The sequence below is a fragment of the Streptomyces sp. NBC_00335 genome, from assembly GCF_036127095.1.
Taxonomy (GTDB): Bacteria; Actinomycetota; Actinomycetes; order Streptomycetales; family Streptomycetaceae; genus Streptomyces.
The window spans coordinates 6994067-7017961 of record NZ_CP108006.1; the positions used below are offsets into that span (position 1 = coordinate 6994067).

Genomic DNA, 23895 nt, shown 5'->3' on the forward strand with positions numbered 1-23895 from the left:
GGACGGGTTCCCGCTGAGTACCGGGTGCGCGCCCCCGCCGCGCGCAAGACTGGAGGCATGGACCGAAGCAGCGGCGGCCCCGACGGCACCCACGGCGGCGCGGACGGCAGGAGCCGCGGCGCCCCCGCCAACCCCGGTGGCCGGTGGACCCGTTACCGCTTCCGCAGCGTGTGGGACCTCGACGCTGCGCCCGCCCGCGTCTACGCCGCCCTGGAACGCCCCGAGTCCTACCCCCTGTGGTGGCCCCAGATCCGTGCCGTCGCCCCCGACGGCGACGGGAGCGGCGGCACCGCCCTCATCCGCTCCGCCCTCCCGTACACCCTGCGCGTGAGCGCGGCCGAACTCCTGCGGGACCCCGTGCGCGGAATCCTGGAGGTCGCCCTGCTCGGCGATCTGGAGGGCTGGGCGCGCTGGACCGTGGAACCGCGGTCCGGCGGGACGCGGGCCCTGTACGAGCAGGAGGTCGAGGTGCGCCGCCCCCTCATGCGGTTGCTCGCGTTCCCCGGGCGGCCGGTGTTCCGGCTCAACCACACCCTGATGATGCGGGCCGGACGGCGCGGACTCGCCGCACATCTGGCGGCCCCGCCGGAAGCGGTTTGAACCAGCCCCGAGCCTTCTGTATTGTTCAACCCGTTCCGGGCGATTAGCTCAGCGGGAGAGCACTTCGTTCACACCGAAGGGGTCACTGGTTCGATCCCAGTATCGCCCACCGGGACAGGCCGGTCCGTCTCATGACGGACCGGCCTTCCGCATGTACGGCCCCTTTGCCGCACGGCCCCTCACGCCGCCGCGGGCAGCTCCGGCCGCAGCGGCCAGTTCGGATCCACCGACTCGGGCGTGCCCTGCCGCGCGAACCACGCCTGCAGGCCGCGCGCCTGCGCCGCGTGCCACACCTGCTGGAGCGTGTGCAGCTCCGCCGGCGTCAGCCGCTCCAGCCGGCCCGCGAACCGGCGCCCCACGGCCCGTACGAGCTCCAGCGATGCCAGCGCGTCCGCGCCCGCGTCATGGGCCCCCTCCAGCTCTATCCCGTAGTGCGCGCACAGGTCCGTCAGCGTCCGGCGCCCCTTGCGGTAGCGGTCCAGATGCTTGTCCAGCACCCGCGGATCCAGCACCGTCAGCGGCCGGTTGTCCAGGTACCGGGACAGTGAGGACGCCCGGTGCCGCCGCAACTCCCGGTCCAGCAGCGTCAGATCGAACGGCGCGTTCATCACCACCACCGGCCTCCCCGCCAGCTGCTGCTCACCGAGCGCGCGGGCTATCTCCTCCACCACCGGCGCGGGCCACCGCCCGTTGCGCTGGAGGTGCTCATCGGTCAGACCGTGCACTTCCGTGGCCCCCGGGGGTACCGGGATGCCGGGATTGACCAGCCAGCGCGTCGAGCGGATCCGGCCGCCCGCGCACTCCTGCACGATGAGCGCGGCGGACACGATCCGGTCCTGTTCCACGTCCACCCCGGTCGTCTCCGTGTCGAATGCGGCCAGCGGGCCCTCATACCAGCGTGTCATGGCGAACTCCTCGTCACCCGTCGGCAGATGGCCCCACCCGGGCACCGCGCCCCAGGCCCCGCCACCCTTGCCCGAAACGGTGATACCCGGGCTCTTTGCCCCGTACGCCGTTTGCGGGACGCCGACTGCGGAGACAACTCAACTGGGGGACCGCACACATGACCGGTCGTCAACCCCGACACCCTGACTCGGACCTGACGCGGCCCGACACGGCCGCTCGGAACAGCACAGCCCGGAAGGCATGGGGAGCCGGCCATGGCGCTCGCGCAGCCCGAACCGGGCGGGGTGCTCGCGGGGCAGATCGATTCGCGGACCGACCCGCGGAGCCGACCGCTGCGCGGCACGCTCGCCACCACCGCCTGCATGGAAACCCTTCAAGTGGGATACCTGCACGCCGTCGTCGCCGCGGCCGGCTGCTCGCTGTCCCAGCCCTTTCCCGACAACGGCATCGACTGGCACGTCAGCCACGGCGCCCCCGAGCACGTCGTCGACGACGAGGTGACCATCAAGGTCCAGCTCAAGGCGACCTACCAGATACCGGCCCGACCGGCCGGGCCCACCTTCGGCTTCACCCTCGACAACGAGCACCTCGTGAAGCTGGCCCGCAGCCCGGTCGCCGTCCACAAGATCCTCGTCGTGATGCTCGTCCCGCGGGAACGCGACCAATGGCTGAGCGCCGGACACGACCGGCTCGACCTGCGGCACTGCTGCTACTGGACCAATCTCGCCGGACACCCGGTGACCGGCCGGCGCCGGACCACCGTACGGATCCCGACCACGCGGATCTTCGACGACCGGGCGCTCTGCGAGATCATGACCCGGGTCGGGTCGGGAGGGACACCTTGATGAACTGGCAGTCACCGCACCTGGAGCCGCTCTCCCCACAGGAGTTCGCCGCGGGCGCCCCCGATCCCGCGCAGATCGATCCGCTCGTGCTCGGCGCCCTGCTGCACCGGCACGGCTGGCTGCGCCGCGGCGGCGCCGCCGGACGGTACGGGCGCTGGACGCCGCCCGCCCCGTACGCCACGGGCAGCGGCGGCACCAGTCTCCTCGTCCCCGAGAGCCGGACCTTCCCCGACTGCGCCGACCTGATCGAAGAGGCGCTCACCGCGCTCTCGCGCAGCGCGCTGCCGTCGGCGCGCGAGGTGCTGTACGGCCTCAGCGTGCCCAGCGACGAGATCCGCTGGGACCGCGAGATCCCGCGAGGGGCGTACGGACTCCAGGGCGAGGCCGACTGGACGATCCAGGAACAGCTCCGCTCGGCCGCCCGCCAGCTGCTCCTCGCCGGGGCCCTGGCCGACCGGGCGCGGGCCGGATACTACGGAGCCCGGCACCGGGGCAGGGCGGAGCGGGCGCTGGACGGGGTCCTGGTCGGGCCGGCTCCGGGCGGCCGGCGGCTGACCGCGTACGTCCCCGTCGACGGGGGCCGGGGCACCGTGATCCGGCTGCACCACGCGCTGCACGCCGCCCGCGAGGCCGTGGACTACCGGCGGGCCACCGGCGGCATGGAGGCCTTCGACGCGGCGATCGAGGCCGGGGTCAGCCGGGAGCTCGCCGAGGCGCTCATCTCGCTGGTCCGCGGCTCCGAAGGGGCCCGGGTGGCCCTCGCGTGGGCCCCGGCGGCGGGAGTCCCGGCCGGGTGCGCCGCCCGGCCGGAGCCGGTGGAGTTCTCGCCCGGCGACCTCCCGGTGCTCCGGGAGGCGGCCGCGCGCTACACGCGGGACGAGCCGGCGGTCCCGGTGCGGGTGGCGGGCGCGGTGGTCCGGATGCGGCGCTCGGCCCCGGGAGGCGGGGGCACGGTCCGGCTGCGGGTCCTCGCCGGGGCGGAGGTCCCGTATGTCCGGGTGGTGCTCGACGAGGAGTCGTACCGCGTGGCGGGCCACGCGCACCTGGTCGGACTGCCGATCCGGGTCAGCGGCCGCTTGCAGCGCCGGGGCGGCTTCCGCCGCCTGACCGACGCCGCGGATGTCCGCCCGGTCCCGCTGGACGAGGTCGAGCGGGACCGGCTGATGAAGTCCCTGGACGAATCCCTCGACGCCGGGGACGTGCTGCCGTCGGACGAATAGGACGGCCGGCCCCGGCGCTAGACGTGCAGCTCCGGCGGGAAGCCGGTCCAGCGCAGCTCGGCGGGCAGGTGTCGCATGTCGTTGGAGACGAGGACGGAGGCCGGGCGGCCGGGCGCGTACCGGATGACCGTGAGGGCGGCGTTGGCGTGGTTGAGACCGAGCCAGCGCCAATGCGGTGCGTCCATGGCTTCCCGGACGAGCCAGGCGATCAGGAAGTTGTGGGTGACGACCAGTTCGTGCCGGTCCTTCCCGCCGTCCACCGGCCCGGTGAACAGGTCGAGCGCCCGCCGGGCCAGCCCGGGTCCGTGCTCCCGCTCCTCCTCCGTGGCACTGGCGAGGAAGCGGAGGAAGAGGTCCGCGGATTCCGCCGGAAGCTCCTCCTTCTCCGGCACGTAGGGGAGGTAGTCGCCGGCCACGTCCGAGACGTGCAGGGGGACGTTCTCCAGCTGGTCGCCGATCAGACGCGCGGTCTGCTCCGCCCGGGGCAGCGGGCCGTGGTGAACGGCCGCGAGAGGGACGCCGCGCAGGCGTCGGCCGAGGAGCACGGCCTGCCGGCGGCCGTCTTCCGTCAGCCCGCTCTCCTCCGACGCCGCCTCGCCGTGCCGCGCCAGATAGAGGTAACGGGTGGCCGTGCCGGTCATAAGGATCTCCTCTGTGCCCACTGATGATCTTCTGCGTCGGGGGACGCCGCTTCCTCCTGCGCCGGTTCCACCCCCCGCCGGGGAGAGGCCCCCCCGGCGGTGCGTGCGGCGCCGTTTTCCGGGGCGCCGGCCCGGACCCCGCGCCCCGAAGGCGGGCGGGGACGGGTGTGGCCCGCCGGCCCGGCGGTAACCGTTTAGCGGCTCAGCCCATCCGCTCGGTACGATTCAGGCGCGCAGTGTTCTCTTGCGCACCCCCTGAGTCAGGAGAGACCGGTGTCAGACGTCCGTGTGTTCATCCAACGCGATTCCGAGCGGGACGAGCGCGTGGTGGCCACGGGCACTACGGCGGCAGAGCTCTTCGCCGGCGAGCGCACCATCGTCGCCGCGCGCATCGCAGGTGAGCTGAAGGACCTCGCGTACGAGGTGCAGGACGGCGAGACCGTCGAGCCCGTGGAGATCTCCTCCCCGGACGGCCTGGACATCCTGCGCCACTCCACCGCGCACGTCATGGCGCAGGCCGTGCAGGAGCTGTTCCCCGAGGCCAAGCTGGGCATCGGCCCGCCGGTCCGGGACGGCTTCTACTACGACTTCGACGTCGCCAGGCCCTTCACCCCCGATGACCTCAAGGCCATCGAGAAGAAGATGCAGGAGATCCAGAAGCGCGGCCAGCGCTTCGCCCGCCGCGTCGTCACCGACGAGGCGGCCCGCGAGGAGCTGGCGAACGAGCCCTACAAGCTCGAACTCATCGGCATCAAGGGTTCGGCCTCGACCGACGACGGCGCGAACGTCGAGGTGGGCGGCGGCGAGCTGACCATCTACGACAACTTCGACGCCAAGACCGGCGACCTGTGCTGGAAGGACCTCTGCCGGGGCCCCCACCTGCCCACCACCCGCAACATCCCCGCGTTCAAGCTGATGCGCAACGCCGCCGCCTACTGGCGCGGCAGCGAGAAGAACCCGATGCTCCAGCGCATCTACGGCACCGCGTGGCCGTCGAAGGACGAGCTGAAGGCCCACCTCGACTTCCTCGCCGAGGCCGAGAAGCGCGACCACCGCAAGCTCGGCGTCGAGCTCGACCTGTTCTCCGTACAGGACGAGATCGGCTCCGGCCTGGCCGTCTTCCACCCGCGCGGCGGCGTCATCCGCCGCACCATGGAGGACTACTCGCGCAAGCGGCACGAGGAAGAGGGCTACGAGTTCGTCTACACCCCGCACGCCACCAAGGGCACCCTCTTCGAGAAGAGCGGCCACCTGGACTGGTACGCGGAGGGCATGTACCCCCCCATGCAGCTCGACGGTGGTACCGACTACTACCTCAAGCCCATGAACTGCCCGATGCACAACCTGATCTTCGATGCGCGCGGTCGCTCCTACCGCGAACTGCCCCTGCGCCTCTTCGAGTTCGGCACCGTGTACCGGTACGAGAAGTCCGGCGTCGTGCACGGCCTGACCCGCTCGCGCGGTTTCACCCAGGACGACGCGCACATCTACTGCACCAAGGAGCAGATGGCGGAGGAGCTCGACCGCACGCTGACCTTCGTGCTGAACCTGCTTCGCGACTACGGTCTGACCGACTTCTACCTGGAGCTGTCGACCAAGGACCCGGAGAAGTTCGTCGGCTCGGACGAGATCTGGGAGGAGGCCACCGCCACCCTCCAGCAGGTCGCCGAGAAGCAGGGCCTGCCCCTGGTCCCGGACCCGGGCGGCGCCGCGTTCTACGGCCCGAAGATCTCCGTCCAGTGCCGTGACGCGATCGGCCGCACCTGGCAGATGTCGACCGTGCAGCTCGACTTCAACCTGCCGGAGCGCTTCAACCTGGAGTACACCGGCCCCGACGGCACCAAGCAGCGGCCGGTCATGATCCACCGTGCGCTGTTCGGTTCCATCGAGCGGTTCTTCGCCGTCCTGCTGGAGCACTACGCGGGCGTCATGCCGCCGTGGCTCGCCCCGGTCCAGGCGGTCGGCATCCCGATCGGCGACTCGCACATCGAGTACCTGCAGGAGTTCGCCGCCGAGGCGAAGAAGAAGGGCCTGCGCGTCGAGGTGGACGCCTCCTCCGACCGCATGCAGAAGAAGATCCGCAACCAGCAGAAGCTGAAGGTCCCCTTCATGATCATCGTCGGTGACGAGGACATGGCCGCGGGCACCGTCTCCTTCCGCTACCGCGACGGTTCGCAGGAGAACGGCGTCCCGCGCGACCAGGCGCTGGCGAAGCTCGTGGACGTCGTGGAGCGCCGCGTCCAGGTGTGATCGTGATCCCCGCGCAAGCGGGGGAGGAGCCCCCGGGAAGTCTCACTTCCCGGGGGCTTCCTCGTCCTCCCGCCGGAAGGCCTGCAGCATCCAGGACGAGAACGAACCCGTCACCGCGCCCAGCAGCGCCAGCCCGCCGGCCATCATGAACCCCGCGATGATCCGGCCCCCCGGGGTCACCGGGGCCATGTCCCCGTAGCCCACCGTCGTCAGCGTCTCGCACACCCACCACACCGCGTCCCCGAGCGTGAGGATCGAGGCTCCCGGGGCCTGGCGCTCGAAGTGGTGGACCCCGAGGGCGCCCGCGAAACCGAGCAGCCCGGCCGACAGGCCCGCGTACGACATCACGCGTGCGTACAGGTTCCGGCGCGGGCGGTTGTAGCGGGCCTGGATCGCGTCGTGGACCTTGACCATGCGCAGCGGCCGCAGCAGCGGCAGCATCACGATCAGGGTGTCCAGCCAGTGCACGCGGACGAAGCGCAGCGGCCGCATGCGGCTCAGGATCAGCCGGGCCAGGTAGTCCACGATGAAGCAGGCCCAGGTCACCGCGACCAGGCCGAGGCCGATGTCCCGCCACACGGGGTGGGCCCGGTAGGCCAGTACGGAGAGCGTGTAGCCGGCGAGGAAGAGCAGGGAGGCGTAGAACAGGGGCAGCTCGGTCCGGCGCTCCCAGGGCTGGTCACCGGTCTCGGGTGCATCGTTCATGGGCTCAGCATCGCGTCCCGCACACCGGTGTTCGCCCCGGCGACACGCCGCCCGGGGGCAAGGTCATATGCTGCATCCCATGACGATTGAGCCGGAGCAGCAGATCGGTGTGGGCACGCAGGACGCGTTCCAGCGTCTGTGGACGCCCCACCGGATGGCCTACATCCAGGGGGAGAACAAGCCGACCGGGCCGGAGGCCGGAGACGGCTGTCCCTTCTGCGGGATTCCGGACATGTCGGACCAGGACGGACTGGTCGTGGCCCGGGGCAAGCACGTCTACGCCGTGCTGAACCTCTACCCGTACAACGGCGGCCACCTGATGGTCGTGCCGTACCGGCACGTCGCCGATTACACGGACCTGGACGCCGCCGAGACCCTCGAACTGGCCGACCTCACGAAGCGGGCGATGGTCGCGCTGCGCAAGGCCTCCGGTGCGCACGGGTTCAACATCGGCATGAACCAGGGCCAGGCCGCCGGCGCGGGCATCGCCGCGCACCTGCACCAGCACATCGTGCCCCGCTGGGGCGGGGACACGAACTTCATGCCGGTCGTGGGCCACACCAAGGTGCTGCCCCAACTCCTCGCGGACACCCGCCAGATGCTCGCCGACGCCTGGCCCACCGACTAGGGCGTGCCCGTGGGCGTCCGCGCGGGCTCACGCGTCGTAGACGTCCGCCTTGCGCGGTGCGGCGTCCTGGATCAGACCGCTGACGATGCTCGACCGGTTGGTGAAGCGGTCGGTGTCGACCCCGTTCTCCTCCAGGACGCGCATTGCGGCGGTGTGCACCGCCCGCAGGACCGGGGTCGCGGTGCGCATGGCGTCGTCCGCCATGAAGCGGTGCTCCCACGGCTGGTCCGCCCAGACATGGCGGACGCCGAAGGGCTCCGGGAGGACGAGCTTGCCGCCGAGGTGGTCCAGCAGCGGCGGGTACCAGGTGAAGGGGGCGCGCACGGTGAGACGGATGACCTCGTCCGTCTCGACCACCGGCCGCAGGAGCTCCATGGTCTCCCAGAACCGTACCGACTTGTGGACCTCGTCGGTCGGTGCCTTCGACTTGGTGGTGAACAGACCGTGCACGGGGCCGAGGGCGTGGCCGGTGACCTCCACGCGGAGGGTCTTGTAGAGCACGGTGACGGTGACCAGCATGGTGATGACGAGCTGGCCGTCCCAGACCGGGTACTGGATGCCGAGGTAGTGCCGGGTGCCCTTGTTGAACTGCTGCTCGTTGCAGATCCGTGTGATCTCGTGCGGCTTGACGAGGAAGGTGTCGACGTCCGCTCCGGTGGGGCGGGCGACCTCCTTGGCTCCCTTTCCGACGTGGGTGACGATCCAGTGCTGGATCGAGGCGGGTGGGAGACCGCCCGTGTGCAGGGGCCCCCGCTCCAGCTTGCGGAGCTCGGCGTCGATGGCCCGGACGACGTCCCAGCTGCGGAAGGGGTGGATCTCGGCGCCCTCGTTCTTGGGGGCGAGTTCCTCGGCCATCTGCCAGCTGCCCCAGCGGGTACCCATGCCGAGGATTCCCTTGGGCCCGGCGTAGAAGGCGGCGTTGCTGCGGTCTTCGGCCGTGAGCTTGGCGAGGGAGTGGCGCAGATCCTCCCGGGCCTTCTCGTCGGGGTTGCCCGGGACGGCTTCGGGGATCTTGGCGGCCACCCCTCCGCCGCCGTCGATGAGGCCGTCCCAGCGCGAGCGCAGGTCGGTGGCGGTGGCCTGGCAGAGCCGCCTGGCGAGGAACCAGCCGAGGACGGGGGCGATGACCATCGCGCGGACGTAGATGCCCAGGAACCCGGTCACCGGGAGCCGGAACATCAGCACGGCGACCACCATGCCCACGCCGACCAGCAGCGCCGTGCCGAGCCACGAGGCACGCTTGGCGTCGGAGGAGGACAGGGCCTTGCGGCCCCAGAAGAGCCCGAGCCACAGGAGCAGGCCCGGGAGGAAGGCCACGCCGCAGGCCAGCATGATCAGGCGGAGCTTACGGTCGCGCTCCTTGCGGATCCGCGAAGCGGCCAGACAGTGCTCGACGACCGTCTGCGGGTCGGCGCCGAAGGACTGGATGAGGGGCTTGCGGGCGGGCGGGATGGTGCGCGTTTCGACGGCGCGGCAGAAGGCCTCGCCGAGGTTGGGGGCGAGCTGGGGGATTTTGCCGGGCTTGATGACCGACTCGTAGTGCTCGTTGTTGGCCTTGAGTATCTCTTCCAGCTTGGTGTCGCGCCCGCCGTCCCGGTAGGCGGCGGAAGCGAGGGCGTTCGTCGCGGCGGTCTGGCCGCCGCCGCCCTGGAGCGGGATCTGTGCCCCGGGCCTGAAGTCGAATCCGTCGTCCGCCACCGCTGCCCCCATCGCTGTGCGTCGTACTCGTGTGCGGGCCTGCCCGCGATGCCGCCCGCTCCGGAGGTGTTCCCGGTGCGGCGTTCCCGCCCTGTGCGTTCGGCCTGTCCGCTTGGTCTACCCGTTCGGCCTGCCCGCCTCACCCGCGGACGAGCCTATCGGCCGATTCCTCCCCGTGGTCATGGGACAGCCAAATGCCGCCCACCGCAAGCGGGTTGGGTGGGCGGCCCGGGTGACGCTATGTCAGCTGGCTTCCCTTCCCTGCCTGTTCGCGCAGCTTGTCCGCTATCTGCGGTGGCATCGGCTCGTGGCGCGCGTACGTACGGCTGAACAGCCCCGTGCCGTGCGATACGGAGCGCAGCTCGACGGCGTACCGGCCGATCTCGATCTCCGGGATCTCGGCGAGGACCCGGGTGCGGCCGGTGCCCGCCGCGTCGGTGCCGACGACGCGGCCCCGGCGGCCGGCGAGGTCGCTCATGACGGGGCCGACGTACTCGTCGGGGACGAGCACGGCGAGCTCGGCGACCGGTTCGAGGAGCCGGACCGAGGCCCCGGCGGCGGCTTCGCGCAGGGCGAGGGCGCCCGCGGTCTGGAAGGCGGCGTCGGAGGAGTCCACCGAGTGGGCCTTGCCGTCGAGCAGGGTGATGCGTACGTCGACCAGCGGATATCCGGCCGCGAGCCCCCGGGCGGCCTGCGCGCGGACCCCCTTCTCCACGGACGGGATGAACTGGCGGGGCACGGCTCCGCCGACGACCTTGTCGACGAACTCGATGCCGCTGCCCGGCGGAAGCGGCTCGACCTCGATCTCGCAGATGGCGAACTGGCCGTGCCCGCCGGACTGTTTGACGTGCCGTCCGCGGCCGCCGGCCTTGGCGCCGAAGGTCTCGCGGAGGCTGACCTTGTGCGGGACCGGGTCGACCTGGACCCCGTACCGGGTGCGCAGTCGTTCGAGGGCGAGGTCCTGATGGGCTTCGCCGAGGCACCACAGGACGAGCTGGCGGGTGTGCGGGTTCTGTTCGAGCCGCATGGTCGGGTCCTCGGCGACCAGCCGGGCCAGGCCCTGGGAGAGCTTGTCCTCGTCGGCCTTGCTGTGGGCCTCGATGGCGAGGGGGAGCAGCGGGTCGGGCATGGACCAGGCCTCCATCAGGAGGGGGTGGTCCTTGGCCGAGAGGGTGTCGCCGGTCTCGGCGCGGGTGAGTTTGGCCACGCAGGCCAGATCGCCGGCGATGCAGTGGGCGAGGGTGCGCTGCTGTTTGCCGAAGGGTGAGGTCAGGGCGCCGACGCGTTCGTCGACGTCGTGGTCCTCGTGCCCGCGGTCGGTCAGTCCGTGACCGCTCACGTGGACCGTCTCGTCGGGGCGCAGGGTGCCGGAGAAGACGCGGACGAGCGAGACGCGGCCGACGTAGGGGTCCGAGGAGGTCTTCACCACCTCGGCGACCAGCGGCCCGTCCGGATCGCAGGTGACCGCGGGGCGGGCCGCGCCCTCGGGGGTGGTGACGCCGACGGGCGCGCGCTCCAGCGGGGTGGGGAAGCCGCCGGTGATCAGTTCGAGGAGCTCTACGGTGCCCAGGCCCTTGCGGGCGCCGTCGGCGGCGGGGGCGGCCATCAGGACGGGGTGGAAGGTGCCGCGGGCCACGGCCCGCTCCAGATCGTCGACCAGGGTCTTGAGGTCGATGTCCTCGCCGCCGAGGTAGCGGTCCATGAGGGTCTCGTCCTCGCTCTCGGCGATGATCCCCTCGATCAGCCGGGCGCGGGCGTCGGTGATCAGGGCGAGCTCGCCGGGATCCGGGTCGCGTTCGACGCGGTCGCCGGAGGTGTAGTCGTAGACGCGCTGGGAGAGCAGTCCGAGCAGTCCGGCCACCGGGGCGTGGCCGTCGGGGGCGGCGGGGCCGTGCAGGGGCAGGTAGAGCGGGCGCACGGCATCGGGGTCGTCCGCTCCGAAGGCGTCGCCGCACACCGTGGTCATCTGCGCGTAGTCGGCGCGGGCGGCTTCCAGGTGGGTCACGACGATGGCGCGCGGCATGCCGACGGCGGCGCACTCGTCCCAGACCATCCGGGTGGCACCGGAGAGCCCGTCGCCGTCCTCGGCGGCCGAGACCACGAAGAGGGCGGCGTCGGCGGCGCGCAGTCCGGCCCGGAGCTCTCCGACGAAGTCGGCGTAACCGGGGGTGTCCAAGATGTTGATCTTGATTCCGGCCCACTCCACGGGGACCAGGGAGAGCTGGATCGAGCGCTGGCGGCGGTGCTCGATCTCGTCGTAGTCGGAGACGGTGGCGCCGTCCTCGACGCGGCCGGCCCGGTTCACGGCGCCGGCGGTCAGGGCCAGGGCTTCGACCAGTGTGGTCTTGCCGGATCCGCTGTGGCCGACCAGCACGACGTTCCGTACGGAGGCCGGGCGGTCGGCCGTCGGTGCTCTGCCGGCGGCTCCGGATTGGTGTGATGCGGCTCCCACGATGCTCTTGCCTCCCGATTGGAGGGGATGGAGGGGAAAAGGCCTTCTTCGAGCTTTGCACTGCCGTCACACGCCGTCCATACGTCGTACCGGAACCGCGGAAACCGCCGGAGCCCCTGGACCTGGGTGGGGACCCCGGCGGGGCCCGGCAGGAGCCGCCGGGAGCCACCGGAAGGGCATCCGGAACGTGGCGAACGGCCCGAGAAAGGCCCGCCTCGTGTGAACCGGTGGGTGCGCGGCGCCGATGGCCCGGGGCCCTGGCTACGATGGGCCAGCCGGTGGCCGTGGTGGCCGTGCGGCCCAGCGACCCTCCGGGAAGGCCATGCTGAACAAGTACGCGCGTGCATTCTTCACGCGTGTTCTCACGCCATTCGCCGCTTTTCTGCTCCGGATGGGAGTGAGTCCCGACGCGGTCACCCTCATCGGCACGGCCGGAGTGGTGGCCGGAGCCCTGGTCTTCTTCCCCATGGGCGAGCTCTTCTGGGGCACGATCACCATCACGCTCTTCGTGTTCTCCGACCTGGTGGACGGGAACATGGCCCGTCAGGCCGGCGTCTCCAGCCGGTGGGGCGCGTTCCTCGACTCCACCCTCGACCGGGTGGCGGACGCGGCGATCTTCGGCGGACTCGCACTCTGGTACGCGGGTTCCGGGAACAACAACGCGCTCTGCGCGGTCGCCATCTTCTGCCTGGCCAGCGGCCAGGTGGTCTCGTACACCAAGGCCCGCGGCGAGTCGATCGGACTGCCGGTGGCCGTCAACGGGCTCATCGAGCGCGCCGAACGCCTCGTGATCACACTGGTCGCGGCCGGTCTGTCCGGTCTGGAAACCTTCGGCGCCCCCTCGTGGATCGGCCTGCTGCTGCCGATCGCGCTGTGGGTGGTCGCGGCGGGCTCGCTCGTGACCCTGATCCAGCGCGTGGTCACCGTACGGCGCGAATCGGCCGAGGCCGATGCCGCCGCCGCTGCCGCGGGTGCTCCCTCCGAAGGCGGTACGCCCTGATGGGCAAGGCACAGGACAAGCTGGTCGACGGGCTCTACGGGCTCGGCTGGGCCGGAGTGAAGAAGCTGCCCGAACCGGCCGCGGCGGCCCTCGGCCGGCGGATCGCGGACTTCGTCTGGAAGCGGCGCGGCAAGAGCGTGCTGCGCCTGGAGTCGAATCTGGCCCGGGTGGTGCCGGACGCCACGCCCGAGCGGCTGCGCGAGCTGTCGCACGCGGGCATGCGCTCCTACATGCGGTACTGGATGGAGTCCTTCCGCCTGCCGACCATGGCCAAGGAACGATTCAGCACCGACGTGGAGATGAAGGACGACCACATCCTGCGCGAGGCCCTGGCCTCCGGACGCGGAGTGATCGTCGCCCTCCCGCACCTGGCCAACTGGGACCTCGCCGGCGCCTGGGCCGTCACCCACATCGGAGTCCCGTTCACCACCGTCGCCGAGCGGCTCAAGCCGGAAACCCTCTACGACCGCTTCGTCGCCTACCGCGAGAGCCTGGGCATGGAGGTGCTTCCGCACAACGGCGGCGCCGCCTTCGGCACGCTCGCGCGGCGGCTGCGCTCCGGCGGACTGGTCTGCCTCGTCGCGGACCGGGACCTGTCGGCCTCCGGGGTGGAAGTGGACTTCTTCGGATCGGCCGCACGGATGCCCGCCGGGCCCGCCCTGCTGGCCCAGCAGACCGGCGCGGTCCTGCTCCCGGCCACCCTGTACTACGGGGACGCGCCGAAGATGTACGGCCGGATCCACGGCCCGGTGGAGGTGCCCGGGACGGGCACCCGGCAGGAGAAGACCGCAGCCATGACGCAGGCGCTGGCCGACGCCTTCGCGCAGGGCATCGCCGAACACCCGCAGGACTGGCACATGCTCCAGCGGCTGTGGCTCGACGATCTGGACAGCGCCGGCCGGCCCGAGGAGCACTCCGCGTGAAGATCGGCATCGTCTGTCCGTACTCCTGGGACGTGCCCGGCGGGGTCCAGTTCCACATCCGGGACCTTGCGGAACACCTGATCGGCCTCGGCCACGAGGTGTCGGTCCTGGCCCCCTCGGACGACGAGACCGGCCTGCCCCCCTACGTGGTGTCGGCGGGCCGGGCGGTGCCGGTGCCGTACAACGGCTCGGTGGCCCGGCTCAACTTCGGCTTCCTGTCGGCGGCCCGCGTACGGCGCTGGCTGCACGACGGGGTCTTCGACGTGGTCCACATCCACGAGCCGATGGCCCCCTCGCTCGGGCTGCTGACCTGCTGGGCGGCGCAGGGCCCGATCGTGGCCACCTTCCACACCTCGAACCCGCGCTCCCGGGCGATGCTCGCGGCGTACCCGATCCTGCAGCCGGCGCTGGAGAAGATCAGCGCCCGGATCGCGGTGAGCGAGTACGCGCGGCGCACGCTGGTCGAGCACCTCGGCGGGGACGCGGTGGTCATCCCCAACGGCGTGGACGTGGACTTCTTCGCCAAGGCCGACGCGAACCCGGCCTGGTCGGGCCAGACCCTCGGCTTCATCGGCCGGATCGACGAACCCCGCAAGGGCCTGCCGGTCCTCATGGCGGCCTTCCCCCGCATCGTGGAGAAGTGCCCGGACGTACGCCTCCTGGTGGCGGGCCGCGGCGACGAGGAGGAGGCGGTCTCCTCCCTGCCGCCCGAACTCCGCTCCCGGGTCGAGTTCCTCGGCATGGTCTCGGACGAGGACAAGGCGCGACTGCTGCGCAGCGTCGACGTGTACGTGGCCCCGAACACGGGCGGCGAGAGCTTCGGCATCATCCTGGTCGAGGCCCTCTCGGCCGGGGCGGCGGTCCTGGCGGCCGACCTCGACGCCTTCGCGCAGGTCCTTGACCAGGGGGCGGCCGGTGAGCTGTTCGCGAACGAGGACCCCGACTCCCTGGCGGCCTCGGCGATCGCCCTCCTGCGCGACCCCGCCCGCCGTGCGGAACTGAGCACCCGCGGCTCGGCCCACGTGCGCCGCTTCGACTGGTCGACGGTGGCGGCGGACATCCTGGCCGTCTACGAAACGGTGACCGACGGCGCGACGGCGGTGGCAGAGGACGAGCGCGTCCCGCTCCGCACCCGCCTGGGCCTCTCCCGAGACGCGTAGCCGCCCGGGGCCCTGCCCCCGCCCCGGGCTCCGGCCAGGGGCCGGCTCCGGTCCCGTCCGTACTCCGGTCCCGTCCGTACTCCGGCCCCGTCTGAGCTCAGGCCCGGCCTGGGCTCAGGTCCGTTCGGTTTCGGCTGCGCCGGCCCGTCCGCGGTGGACCCCGGCTGCGGGTGTGCCGCTGCGCGGGGCGGAGTCCCCTACCCGCCCTTCGCCCGTTCCCCGGGGCTCCGCCCCGGACCCGTTGCCGCGTGCGGCGCCGTTCCCGGGAGCCGGCCCCCGGACCCCCGCTCCTCAAACGCCGGAGGGGCTGGATTGGGCCGGTGTCGGCTTTGACCGTGCGGGCCGGTGGGGCGCTGGACTGCCCGCAGGGCAATTTCAGCCTCGCCGGCGATTGAGGCGCGGGGGTCCGGGGCGGAGCCCCAGGGGGTCAGGGCGCAGCCCGGTACCCCCTCCTCAGCCTGTCCGGCGTGTGAGGACCGGGGTCCGGGCAGCGCCCGGGGAACGGTGGAAGGGCGGGTAGGGGACTTCGCCCCGCAGGGGAGCCCACCCGCACCCGCTCACCGGGACCTGGCGACAGGCGGCCGTGGCCGTACCCTCGACCGGCCACCGCCGGACGGAGTCCGGCGCAGCGCGGCGAAGCCGGGGAGCCCCGCTTGGGCCGCGCCGTGCGAGGGGCGCGTCGAAAGGTAGAGTCGCGGCCCGTGATCGAAACCCTTGTCTGGATTGCCCTCGGCCTCGGCCTCGTCGGGGTGTACCTCAGTTGGACCGCCGGGCGTCTCGACCGGCTGCACTCCCGGATGGACGCCGCCCGCGCCGGCCTCGACGCGCAGCTCGTCCGGCGGGCCTCCGTGGTGCTGGAGGTCGCGACCTCCGGGGTGCTGGACCCCGCCTCCTCCCTCGTCCTGTACGAGGCCGCGCACGCCGCCCGCCAAGCGGAGGAGGAGCACCGCGAGGTCGCAGAGAGCGAGCTCAGCCAGGCACTGCGCGCGGTGTTCGCCGACGTCGGGCAGGTCGACGCGCTCAAGGCGGCCCCGGGCGGGGCGGAGGCCACCGAGGAGCTCGCGGCGGCGGTCCGCCGGGTGCCGATGGCGCGGCGATTCCTCAATGACGCCGTCCGCGCGGCCCGGGCCCTGCGCCGGCACCGCAAGGTCCGCTGGTTCCGGCTGGCGGGCCACGCACCCTTCCCGCTGGCCTTCGAGATGGACGACGAGCCTCCGGTGGATCTGGCCGAGCGGCCGTAACTTGTACCCAATGGCCAAATCGCAAGGAGCCACCGGCTGCACATTGGCCCTTGCCGTGGACTGGTCGAGAAGGTTTCCTCGGTCCAGTACCACCAGGTCGCCCTAGCGATCGCCAGTAGCGCCTGAATCTTCCTTTCGAGTGAGGTCAATCCGTGAGCACGCTTCCCTCCACCCCGCAGTCCGCCGAGTCGGCGATCGGCACCTCCCGCGTCAAGCGCGGCATGGCCGAGCAGCTCAAGGGCGGCGTGATCATGGATGTGGTCAACGCCGAGCAGGCGAAGATCGCCGAGGACGCCGGCGCCGTGGCCGTCATGGCCCTGGAGCGGGTTCCCGCCGACATCCGCAAGGACGGCGGCGTCGCCCGGATGTCCGACCCGAACATGATCGAAGAGATCATCGAGGCCGTCTCCATCCCGGTCATGGCGAAGTCCCGCATCGGCCACTTCGTCGAGGCCCAGGTCCTCCAGTCCCTCGGCGTCGACTACATCGACGAGTCCGAGGTCCTGACCCCGGCCGACGAGGTCAACCACTCCGACAAGTGGGCGTACACCACCCCCTTCGTCTGTGGCGCCACCAACCTGGGCGAGGCCCTGCGCCGCATCGCCGAGGGCGCGGCCATGATCCGCTCGAAGGGCGAGGCCGGCACCGGCAACGTGGTCGAGGCCGTCCGCCACCTGCGCCAGATCAAGAACGAGATCGCCCGCCTGCGCGGCTACGACAACAACGAGCTGTTCGCCGCCGCCAAGGAGCTGCGCGCCCCGTACGAGCTGGTCAAGGAAGTTGCCGAGCTCGGCAAGCTCCCCGTCGTGCTGTTCTCCGCCGGTGGCGTCGCCACCCCCGCCGACGCCGCGCTGATGCGCCAGCTCGGTGCCGAGGGCGTCTTCGTCGGCTCCGGCATCTTCAAGTCGGGCGACCCGGCCAAGCGCGCCGCCGCCATCGTGAAGGCCACCACCTTCTACGACGACCCGAAGATCATCGCGGACGCCTCCCGCAACCTGGGCGAGGCCATGGTCGGCATCAACTGCGACACCCTCCCCGAGTCCGAGCGCTACGCCAACCGCGGCTGGTAGTCATCACCATGACGAACACCCCCGTCATCGGTGTCCTGGCGCTCCAGGGCGACGTACGGGAGCACCTGATCGCCCTGGCCTCGGCTGACGCCGTGGCCAGGCCGGTCCGGCGTCCCGAGGAGCTCGCCGAGGTCGACGCCCTGGTGATCCCCGGCGGCGAGTCCACGACCATGTCGAAGCTCGCCGTGCTGTTCGGCATGCTGGAGCCGCTGCGCGAGCGCGTACGGGCCGGGATGCCGGTCTACGGCACCTGCGCAGGCATGATCATGCTCGCCGACAAGCTGCTGGACGGCCGTGAGGACCAGGAGACCCTGGGCGGCATCGACATGATCGTGCGCCGCAACGCCTTCGGCCGGCAGAACGAGTCCTTCGAGGCGCAGGTCGACTTCGCGGGCATCGAGGGAGGCCCCGTCGAGGGCGTCTTCATCCGCGCCCCCTGGGTCGAGTCCGTCGGCGGAGCCGCCGAGGTGCTCGCCACGTACGACGGCCACACCGTCGCCGTCCGCCAGGGCAATGTCCTCGCCACCTCGTTCCACCCGGAGCTCACGGGTGACGACCGGGTCCACGCGTACTTCGTCGACATGGTGCGCGCGGGGCTGTAACGGCGTCCCGGTAGGATCTGAGGCGAACATTGTTGGTGACGCGAAGGAGACAGGCAGATGTCCGGCCACTCTAAATGGGCTACGACGAAGCACAAGAAGGCCGTGGTTGACGCCAAGCGCGGCAAGCTCTTCGCGAAGCTGATCAAGAACATCGAGGTCGCGGCCCGTATGGGCGGCGCCGACATCGATGGCAACCCGACCCTCTTCGACGCCATCCAGAAGGCGAAGAAGAGCTCGGTCCCGAACAAGAACATCGACTCCGCGGTCAAGCGCGGCGGCGGCCTCGAGGCCGGCGGCGCCGACTACGAGACGATCATGTACGAAGGCTACGGCCCGAACGGTGTCGCGGTGCTCATCGAGTGCCTCACCGACAACCGCAACCGTGCCGCGTCCGACGTACGTGTCGCCATGACCCGCAACGGCGGTTCGATGGCCGACCCGGGCTCGGTCTCGTACCTGTTCAACCGCAAGGGCGTCGTCCTGCTCCCCAAGGGCGAGCTGTCCGAGGACGACGTGCTGGAGACGGTGCTGGAAGCGGGCGCCGAAGAGGTCAACGACCTCGGCGAGCAGTTCGAGATCGTCAGCGAGGCCACCGACATGGTCGCGGTCCGTACGGCGCTCCAGCAGGCCGGCATCGACTACGACTCGGCCGACTCCAACTTCCTGCCGACCATGCAGGTCGAGCTGGACGAAGAGGGCGCGCGCAAGATCTTCAAGCTGATCGACGCGCTGGAGGACAGCGACGACGTGCAGAACGTCTTCGCCAACTTCGACGTCTCGGACGAGGTCATGGAGAAGGTCGACGCCTGATTCGGGCGCCGACCGCTCAGAGCGTCGCAGCGGGCCGACGGGGACACACCCCGTCGGCCCGCTGCTTTGTCAGTGCCGCCCGATAACCTGCGAAGCTGCACGTACAGGAGATCGAAGAAGGGGGCGGGGGTGCGCGTACTCGGCGTTGACCCGGGCCTGACCCGGTGCGGTGTCGGTGTGGTCGAGGGGGTGGCGGGCCGCCCCCTGACGATGCTGGGCGTGGGAGTCGTACGGACGCCCGCGGACGCCGAGTTGGGCAACCGGCTCGTCGCGATCGAGCTGGGCATCGAGGAATGGCTCGACGAGTACCGGCCCGAAGTCGTCGCCGTGGAGCGGGTGTTCAGCCAGCACAACGTCAGCACGGTGATGGGCACCGCCCAGGCCAGTGCCGTTGCCATGCTGTGTGCCGCGCGCCGCGGCATACCGGTCGCCCTGCACACCCCGAGCGAGGTCAAGGCCGCCGTCACCGGCAGCGGTCGCGCCGACAAGGCGCAGGTCGGAGCCATGGTCACCCGGCTGCTGCGGCTGTCCGCCCCGCCCAAGCCCGCCGACGCCGCGGACGCCCTCGCCCTCGCCATCTGCCACATCTGGCGCGCCCCCGCGCAGAACCGCCTCCAGCAGGCCGTCAACCGGCATGCCAGCGCCCTGAAAGGCCGCACCACATGATCGCCTTCGTCAGCGGCCCGGTCGCCGCGCTCGCCCCCACCCTGGCCGTCATCGAGGTCGGGGGAGTGGGCATGGCCGTGCACTGCACGCCGAACACCATCGCGGGCCTGCGGACCGGCGAGCCGGCCCGGCTGGCGACCTCCCTGGTCGTACGGGAGGACTCGCTGACGCTGTACGGCTTCGCCGACGACGACGAGCGCCAGGTGTTCGAGCTCCTGCAGACCGCGAGCGGAGTCGGCCCGAAGCTCGCGCAGGCCATGCTCGGGGTGCACAGCCCGGACGCGCTGCGCGTCGCCGTCTCCGTCGGGGACGAGAAGGCGCTGATGGCGGTCTCCGGCATCGGCAAGAAGGGCGCGCAGAAGCTGCTGCTGGACCTGAAGGACAAGCTGGGTGCTCCGCTGGGGTCGAGCGGGATGGTCGGCGCGCAGCGTGCGGTGGCCTCCGGGCCGGCGCCGTGGTCGGAGCAGCTGTCCGCCGCGCTGATCGGCCTGGGCTACGCACCCCGCGACGCGGACGAGGCGGTCTCGGCCGTGACCCCCCAGGCGGAGGCCGCGATCGCCTCCGGCGGTTCGGCCCCCGTTCCGCAGCTGCTGCGCGCGGCGCTTCAGTCCCTGAACCGAGCCCGGTAAACGGGTGCGGCGCCGTCGCCGGGGGCCGGCCCCCGGACCCCCGCTCCTCAAACGCCGGAGGGGCTGAATATGGCCGGCGTCGGCCCGTCCGGCTGATGGTAGTCATCACCCAGCCCCGCCGGCGTTGAGGCGCGGGGGGTCCGGGGCGGAGCCCCGGGATACGGCCCGCGCACAGACCACCGCACCACCCCGAGAAGGCAGACAGACACCGTGAACTGGGATGACGAGAGCGACGACCGGATCGTCGCAGCCGCGGCGGACGGCGAGGACACGGCCGTCGAGGCGGCCCTGAGGCCCAAGGACCTCGGTGAGTTCGTCGGGCAGGAGAAGGTCCGCCAGCAGTTGGACCTCGTCCTGAAGGCGGCCCGCCAGCGCGGCGCCACCGCCGATCACGTGCTGCTGTCGGGCGCCCCGGGCCTGGGGAAGACCACCCTGTCCATGATCATCGCGGCCGAGATGGGCGCGCCCATCCGGATCACCTCCGGCCCGGCCATCCAGCACGCGGGCGATCTCGCCGCGATCCTCTCCTCCCTCCAGGAGGGAGAGGTCCTCTTCCTGGACGAGATCCACCGCATGTCCCGGCCCGCCGAGGAAATGCTCTACATGGCCATGGAGGACTTCCGCGTCGACGTGATCGTGGGCAAGGGCCCGGGAGCCACCGCCATCCCGCTGGAGCTGCCCCCGTTCACCCTCGTCGGGGCCACGACCCGGGCCGGTCTGCTCCCGCCCCCGCTGCGCGACCGCTTCGGCTTCACCGGCCACATGGAGTTCTACGCCCCCGAGGAGCTGGAGCGCGTCATCCACCGCTCCGCCCGGCTCCTCGACGTGGAGATCGACACCGCCGGCGCCGCCGAGATCGCCGGCCGCTCGCGCGGAACCCCCCGTATCGCCAACCGGCTGCTGCGCCGCGTCCGCGACTACGCCCAGGTCAGGGCCGACGGCGTGATCAACCGCGCGGTCGCCGGCACCGCCCTGAAGGTCTACGAGGTCGACGAGCGCGGGCTCGACCGGCTGGACCGGGCCGTCCTGGAGGCGCTCCTGAAGCTCTTCGGCGGGGGGCCCGTAGGCCTCTCCACGCTCGCCGTCGCCGTCGGTGAGGAGCGGGAGACCGTGGAGGAAGTGGCCGAACCGTTCCTCGTCAGGGAAGGGCTCCTGGCCAGGACTCCGCGGGGGCGGGTCGCGACCCCGGCCGCATGGGCTCACCTGGGACTTGTTCCGCCACAGCAGGGCGGGAACGGATCAAGCGGACAACAGGGCCTCTTCGGGACCTGACGGCGCGGACGTTCGTCCCCTCAGGAACTGCGGTGACATGCTGGGCGTTGTTCCATCGGTGCGGACTCGCCTAGACTCCGCCGATGCCGACCCTTACGGTCGGCGTACCCACCCCCCGTACAAAGGCCGTGCGCTTGTGCGGTCGATGCGAAGGACCTGCGTCCCTTGAATATCATGTCCCTCCTTCCGTTCGTGCTGATCATCGGGGCGATGTTCCTGCTGACCCGCAGCCAGAAGAAGAAGCAGCAGGCGGCCGTGCAGATGCGCGACCAGCTGACCGCCGGCACCGGCGTCCGCACCATCGGCGGCATGTACGCCACGGTGAAGGAGATCGGCGAGGACACCGTCACGCTCGAGGTGGCCCCCGGCGTTCACGCGATCTACGCGAAGAACTCCATCGGCGCCGTGCTGGAGGACGAGGAGTACAACCGCATCGTCCACGGCATCACCGATGATCTGACGATCGACACGCCGGTCGTCCCGGACGACGCTTCCTCCCTGACCGGGGACGACGCACCCAAGCTCGACCTGGGCAAGAAGGACGAGCCCAAGGCCGACGAGCCCGCGGCGGAGGAGCCCAAGGGCGACGAGCCCAAGGACGGCAAGACCGACGGCGAGGCCGGCGCGAAGTAGCGCTGGGCCGGGGACCGTGCGGGGCGCCTGACCGGCAGCCCCGACGGTCCTGGCCAGTGACCCTTCTGCGGGGGGCAGGGGTCCCCACACACATTTCGGTGGCCGTCCACGCGCTGACCCGGCGCGGGACGGTTGGACAGGGAGATACGACAAGGTGGCAGCACCGAAGAAGGGCCGGCGGCCCACGGGGGCTCAGGGGAGGCCGGGGCGTTCCCTGGCCATCATCCTGATCGCGATGGTGGCGCTCACCGCGGGGATGTTCCTCACGAAGCAGACGACGCCGCGACTCGGCATCGACCTCGCCGGCGGTACGAGCATCACGCTCAAGGCCAAGAGCGAGCCCGGCAAGCCGGACGCGATCAACGAGACCAACATGAACACGGCGGTCGGCATCATCGAGCGCCGCGTCAACGGTCTCGGTGTGTCGGAGGCCGAGGTTCAGACCCAGGGCCGCGACCACATCATCGTGAACATCCCCAAGGGGACGAACGATCAGCAGGCGCGCGACCAGGTCGGTACCACCGCCCAGCTGTACTTCCGCCCCGTGCTCGCCACGGCGGAGGGTGCGCCGGTCGCGCCCGAGGCCAACCCGAGCGGCTCCCCGAGCGCCGCCCCGAGCGGTTCCGGCAGCCCGTCCGCCAGCGCGGCCACCCCGTCGTCCAGCGCCACTTCCCAGGGCCGTGCGGTCAGTGAGGCCCTCAAGGCCCCGAACGCCCCCTCTCCCTCGCCCTCGGCGAGCGTGTCGAAGAAGGCAGACGACAAGGCCACCCCGTCCACGTCGCCGTCCGCGCCGACCGCCGACCAGGCCGCCGCCGCGGACCTGCAGGCGAAGTTCGCCGCGCTGGACTGCAGCAACGAGGCGCAGCGCACCGCCGTCAAGCAGAACGTCAAGCCCGAGGACCCGACGCTCGCCTGCGGCAAGCGCGACGGCGTCTGGTTCAAGTGGGTCCTCGGCCCGGCGCAGGTCAACGGCCAGGACGTCAAGGACGCCAAGGGCATCATCGACCCGCAGCGCGGCATGTGGATCGTCACGATGCAGTTCACCGACAGCGGCGCCGACAAGTTCGCCAAGATCACCGGTGAGCTCGCGGCCAAGCAGTCCCCGCAGAACCAGTTCGCCATCGTGCTCGACGGCGAGGTCATCTCCGACCCGTCCGTCAGCCAGGCGCTGACCGGCGGCAACGCCGAGATCTCCGGCGGCTTCAACCAGCAGTCCGCGCAGGACCTGGGCAACATGCTCTCGTACGGCGCCCTGCCGCTGTCCTTCCAGGAGGACAGCGTCACCACCGTCACCGCCGCGCTCGGCGGCGAGCAGCTGAAGGCCGGCCTCATCGCCGGTGCCATCGGCCTCGCCCTCGTGGTGATCTACCTGCTGGCGTACTACCGGGGCCTGGCGTTCGTCGCCATCATCAGCCTCATCGTCTCCGGCATCCTCACCTACACGATCATGGTGCTGCTCGGTAAGGGCATCGGCTTCGCGCTGAACCTGCCGGCCGTCTGCGGTGCCATCGTCGCGATCGGCATCACCGCCGACTCCTTCATCGTGTACTTCGAACGCATCCGGGACGAGATCCGCGAGGGCCGCACCCTGCGTCCGGCCGTCGAGCGCGCCTGGCCGCGCGCCCGTCGCACCATCCTGGTCTCCGACTTCGTGTCGTTCCTGGCCGCCGCGGTGCTGTTCATCGTCACCGTCGGCAAGGTGCAGGGCTTCGCCTTCACCCTGGGTCTGACGACCCTGCTCGACGTGGTCGTGGTGTTCCTCTTCACGAAGCCCGTCATGACGCTGCTGGCCCGTACGAACTTCTTCGCCAGCGGTCACCCGTGGTCCGGGCTGGACCCGAAGCGACTGGGCGCGAAGCCGCCGCTGCGACGCTCGCGTCGTACCGGCTCCGACGCGGCCGCCGCGACCGTCTCCGTTCCCGTCGACGCAAAGGAGGCGTGAGA

22 protein-coding genes and 1 tRNA gene are annotated in these 23895 nt (G+C 71.4%); 18 read left to right on the forward strand and 5 right to left on the reverse strand.

Annotated elements, in window-relative coordinates:
- The first annotated feature begins 57 nt into the window (after window positions 1-57).
- Both OHA37_RS31785 and OHA37_RS31790 read left to right on the forward strand, forming a co-directional pair.
- The gene (locus OHA37_RS31785) at window positions 58-600 is read left to right on the forward strand and encodes an SRPBCC family protein (protein WP_266910318.1); all 543 of its coding nucleotides are present in this window, start codon (window positions 58-60) and stop codon (window positions 598-600) included.
- Between the two features lie 37 nt (window positions 601-637).
- A tRNA-Val gene (locus OHA37_RS31790) sits at window positions 638-709 on the forward strand.
- Window positions 710-779: 70 nt separating this feature from the next.
- On the opposite strand, the gene OHA37_RS31795 is transcribed toward OHA37_RS31790, so the two are convergent.
- Entirely contained in the window at window positions 780-1505 is a 726-nt protein-coding gene (locus OHA37_RS31795) for a 3'-5' exonuclease (protein ID WP_266910320.1), read from the reverse strand.
- Between the two features lie 255 nt (window positions 1506-1760).
- On the opposite strand from OHA37_RS31795, the gene OHA37_RS31800 reads away from it, so the two are divergent.
- Both OHA37_RS31800 and OHA37_RS31805 read left to right on the forward strand, forming a co-directional pair.
- On the forward strand, window positions 1761-2351 hold the full coding sequence (locus OHA37_RS31800) for a DUF4365 domain-containing protein (RefSeq protein WP_266910322.1): 591 nt from the start codon (window positions 1761-1763) through the stop codon (window positions 2349-2351).
- Window positions 2351-3571, forward strand: coding sequence for a hypothetical protein (locus tag OHA37_RS31805; RefSeq protein ID WP_266910324.1), 1221 nt, complete (start codon window positions 2351-2353; stop codon window positions 3569-3571). The genes OHA37_RS31800 and OHA37_RS31805 overlap by 1 nt, the downstream gene beginning before the upstream one ends.
- Window positions 3572-3588: 17 nt before the next feature.
- Here OHA37_RS31805 and OHA37_RS31810 read toward each other — a convergent pair whose 3' ends face one another.
- On the reverse strand, window positions 3589-4212 hold the full coding sequence (locus tag OHA37_RS31810; RefSeq protein WP_266910326.1) for a histidine phosphatase family protein: 624 nt from the start codon (window positions 4210-4212) through the stop codon (window positions 3589-3591).
- Between the two features lie 273 nt (window positions 4213-4485).
- Between OHA37_RS31810 and thrS the strand changes: the two genes are divergently transcribed.
- The gene (gene thrS / locus OHA37_RS31815; RefSeq protein WP_266910328.1) at window positions 4486-6462 is read left to right on the forward strand and encodes a threonine--tRNA ligase; all 1977 of its coding nucleotides are present in this window, start codon (window positions 4486-4488) and stop codon (window positions 6460-6462) included.
- Window positions 6463-6504: 42 nt separating this feature from the next.
- On the opposite strand, the gene OHA37_RS31820 is transcribed toward thrS, so the two are convergent.
- The gene (locus tag OHA37_RS31820; RefSeq protein WP_266910330.1) at window positions 6505-7167 is read right to left on the reverse strand and encodes a potassium channel family protein; all 663 of its coding nucleotides are present in this window, start codon (window positions 7165-7167) and stop codon (window positions 6505-6507) included.
- A 67-nt stretch (window positions 7168-7234) separates the two neighbouring features.
- Between OHA37_RS31820 and OHA37_RS31825 the strand changes: the two genes are divergently transcribed.
- Window positions 7235-7795 (forward strand): HIT family protein, encoded by a 561-nt coding sequence (locus OHA37_RS31825; protein ID WP_254384876.1) that lies wholly within the window; start codon window positions 7235-7237, stop codon window positions 7793-7795.
- A gap of 27 nt (window positions 7796-7822) precedes the next feature.
- On the opposite strand, the gene OHA37_RS31830 is transcribed toward OHA37_RS31825, so the two are convergent.
- Together OHA37_RS31830 and OHA37_RS31835 are read right to left on the reverse strand one after the other, a co-directional pair.
- Window positions 7823-9493: a hypothetical protein gene (locus OHA37_RS31830; protein WP_266910333.1), complete on the reverse strand. Its 1671-nt coding sequence runs from the start codon at window positions 9491-9493 to the stop codon at window positions 7823-7825.
- Window positions 9494-9731: 238 nt separating this feature from the next.
- Complete coding sequence (locus tag OHA37_RS31835) at window positions 9732-11945, reverse strand: elongation factor G-like protein EF-G2 (RefSeq protein WP_266910335.1); 2214 nt, start codon at window positions 11943-11945, stop codon at window positions 9732-9734.
- Between the two features lie 322 nt (window positions 11946-12267).
- Between OHA37_RS31835 and pgsA the strand changes: the two genes are divergently transcribed.
- The 12 genes from pgsA to secD all read left to right on the forward strand — a co-directional run bounded on the left by pgsA (window position 12268) and on the right by secD (window position 23893).
- Entirely contained in the window at window positions 12268-12945 is a 678-nt protein-coding gene (pgsA, locus tag OHA37_RS31840) for a phosphatidylinositol phosphate synthase (RefSeq protein WP_266910337.1), read from the forward strand.
- Complete coding sequence (locus OHA37_RS31845) at window positions 12945-13868, forward strand: phosphatidylinositol mannoside acyltransferase (protein ID WP_266910339.1); 924 nt, start codon at window positions 12945-12947, stop codon at window positions 13866-13868. Before pgsA ends, OHA37_RS31845 begins: the two co-directional genes overlap by 1 nt.
- A complete protein-coding gene (locus OHA37_RS31850) occupies window positions 13865-15028 on the forward strand; it encodes a glycosyltransferase family 4 protein (RefSeq protein ID WP_266910341.1) in 1164 nt (387 codons plus the stop codon). The genes OHA37_RS31845 and OHA37_RS31850 overlap by 4 nt, the downstream gene beginning before the upstream one ends.
- Window positions 15029-15729: 701 nt before the next feature.
- Window positions 15730-16269, forward strand: coding sequence for a hypothetical protein (locus OHA37_RS31855; protein WP_266910343.1), 540 nt, complete (start codon window positions 15730-15732; stop codon window positions 16267-16269).
- Window positions 16270-16421: 152 nt separating this feature from the next.
- On the forward strand, window positions 16422-17339 hold the full coding sequence (gene pdxS, locus OHA37_RS31860; RefSeq protein ID WP_112446777.1) for a pyridoxal 5'-phosphate synthase lyase subunit PdxS: 918 nt from the start codon (window positions 16422-16424) through the stop codon (window positions 17337-17339).
- An 8-nt stretch (window positions 17340-17347) separates the two neighbouring features.
- Window positions 17348-17941 carry a pyridoxal 5'-phosphate synthase glutaminase subunit PdxT gene (pdxT, locus tag OHA37_RS31865; protein WP_266910345.1) on the forward strand — a complete coding sequence of 198 codons (594 nt, stop codon included), beginning with the start codon at window positions 17348-17350 and terminating at the stop codon, window positions 17939-17941.
- Window positions 17942-17998: 57 nt separating this feature from the next.
- Window positions 17999-18751, forward strand: a complete 753-nt coding sequence (locus OHA37_RS31870; RefSeq protein WP_266910347.1) for a YebC/PmpR family DNA-binding transcriptional regulator — start codon at window positions 17999-18001, stop codon at window positions 18749-18751.
- Between the two features lie 129 nt (window positions 18752-18880).
- The gene (ruvC, locus tag OHA37_RS31875) at window positions 18881-19417 is read left to right on the forward strand and encodes a crossover junction endodeoxyribonuclease RuvC (RefSeq protein ID WP_266910349.1); all 537 of its coding nucleotides are present in this window, start codon (window positions 18881-18883) and stop codon (window positions 19415-19417) included.
- The gene (gene ruvA, locus OHA37_RS31880) at window positions 19414-20046 is read left to right on the forward strand and encodes a Holliday junction branch migration protein RuvA (RefSeq protein WP_266910351.1); all 633 of its coding nucleotides are present in this window, start codon (window positions 19414-19416) and stop codon (window positions 20044-20046) included. The genes ruvC and ruvA overlap by 4 nt, the downstream gene beginning before the upstream one ends.
- 210 nt (window positions 20047-20256) lie before the next feature.
- Window positions 20257-21318, forward strand: a complete 1062-nt coding sequence (gene ruvB, locus OHA37_RS31885; RefSeq protein WP_266910353.1) for a Holliday junction branch migration DNA helicase RuvB — start codon at window positions 20257-20259, stop codon at window positions 21316-21318.
- Between the two features lie 165 nt (window positions 21319-21483).
- Complete coding sequence (yajC, locus tag OHA37_RS31890) at window positions 21484-21951, forward strand: preprotein translocase subunit YajC (RefSeq protein ID WP_266910355.1); 468 nt, start codon at window positions 21484-21486, stop codon at window positions 21949-21951.
- Window positions 21952-22105: 154 nt separating this feature from the next.
- On the forward strand, window positions 22106-23893 hold the full coding sequence (gene secD / locus OHA37_RS31895) for a protein translocase subunit SecD (protein ID WP_266910357.1): 1788 nt from the start codon (window positions 22106-22108) through the stop codon (window positions 23891-23893).
- Window positions 23894-23895: the final 2 nt, after the last annotated feature.

Bases quoted from the DNA above. Each gene is read 5' to 3' on its own strand.
- OHA37_RS31785 (WP_266910318.1), top strand. From the start codon at position 58: ATGGACCGAAGCAGCGGCGGCCCCGACGGCACCCACGGCGGCGCGGAC.
- OHA37_RS31795 (WP_266910320.1), bottom strand. From the start codon at position 1,505: ATGACACGCTGGTATGAGGGCCCGCTGGCCGCATTCGACACGGAGACG.
- OHA37_RS31800 (WP_266910322.1), top strand. From the start codon at position 1,761: ATGGCGCTCGCGCAGCCCGAACCGGGCGGGGTGCTCGCGGGGCAGATC.
- OHA37_RS31805 (WP_266910324.1), top strand. From the start codon at position 2,351: ATGAACTGGCAGTCACCGCACCTGGAGCCGCTCTCCCCACAGGAGTTC.
- OHA37_RS31810 (WP_266910326.1), bottom strand. From the start codon at position 4,212: ATGACCGGCACGGCCACCCGTTACCTCTATCTGGCGCGGCACGGCGAG.
- OHA37_RS31820 (WP_266910330.1), bottom strand. From the start codon at position 7,167: ATGAACGATGCACCCGAGACCGGTGACCAGCCCTGGGAGCGCCGGACC.
- OHA37_RS31825 (WP_254384876.1), top strand. From the start codon at position 7,235: ATGCTGCATCCCATGACGATTGAGCCGGAGCAGCAGATCGGTGTGGGC.
- pgsA (WP_266910337.1), top strand. From the start codon at position 12,268: ATGCTGAACAAGTACGCGCGTGCATTCTTCACGCGTGTTCTCACGCCA.
- OHA37_RS31845 (WP_266910339.1), top strand. From the start codon at position 12,945: ATGGGCAAGGCACAGGACAAGCTGGTCGACGGGCTCTACGGGCTCGGC.
- pdxT (WP_266910345.1), top strand. From the start codon at position 17,348: ATGACGAACACCCCCGTCATCGGTGTCCTGGCGCTCCAGGGCGACGTA.
- OHA37_RS31870 (WP_266910347.1), top strand. From the start codon at position 17,999: ATGTCCGGCCACTCTAAATGGGCTACGACGAAGCACAAGAAGGCCGTG.
- ruvA (WP_266910351.1), top strand. From the start codon at position 19,414: ATGATCGCCTTCGTCAGCGGCCCGGTCGCCGCGCTCGCCCCCACCCTG.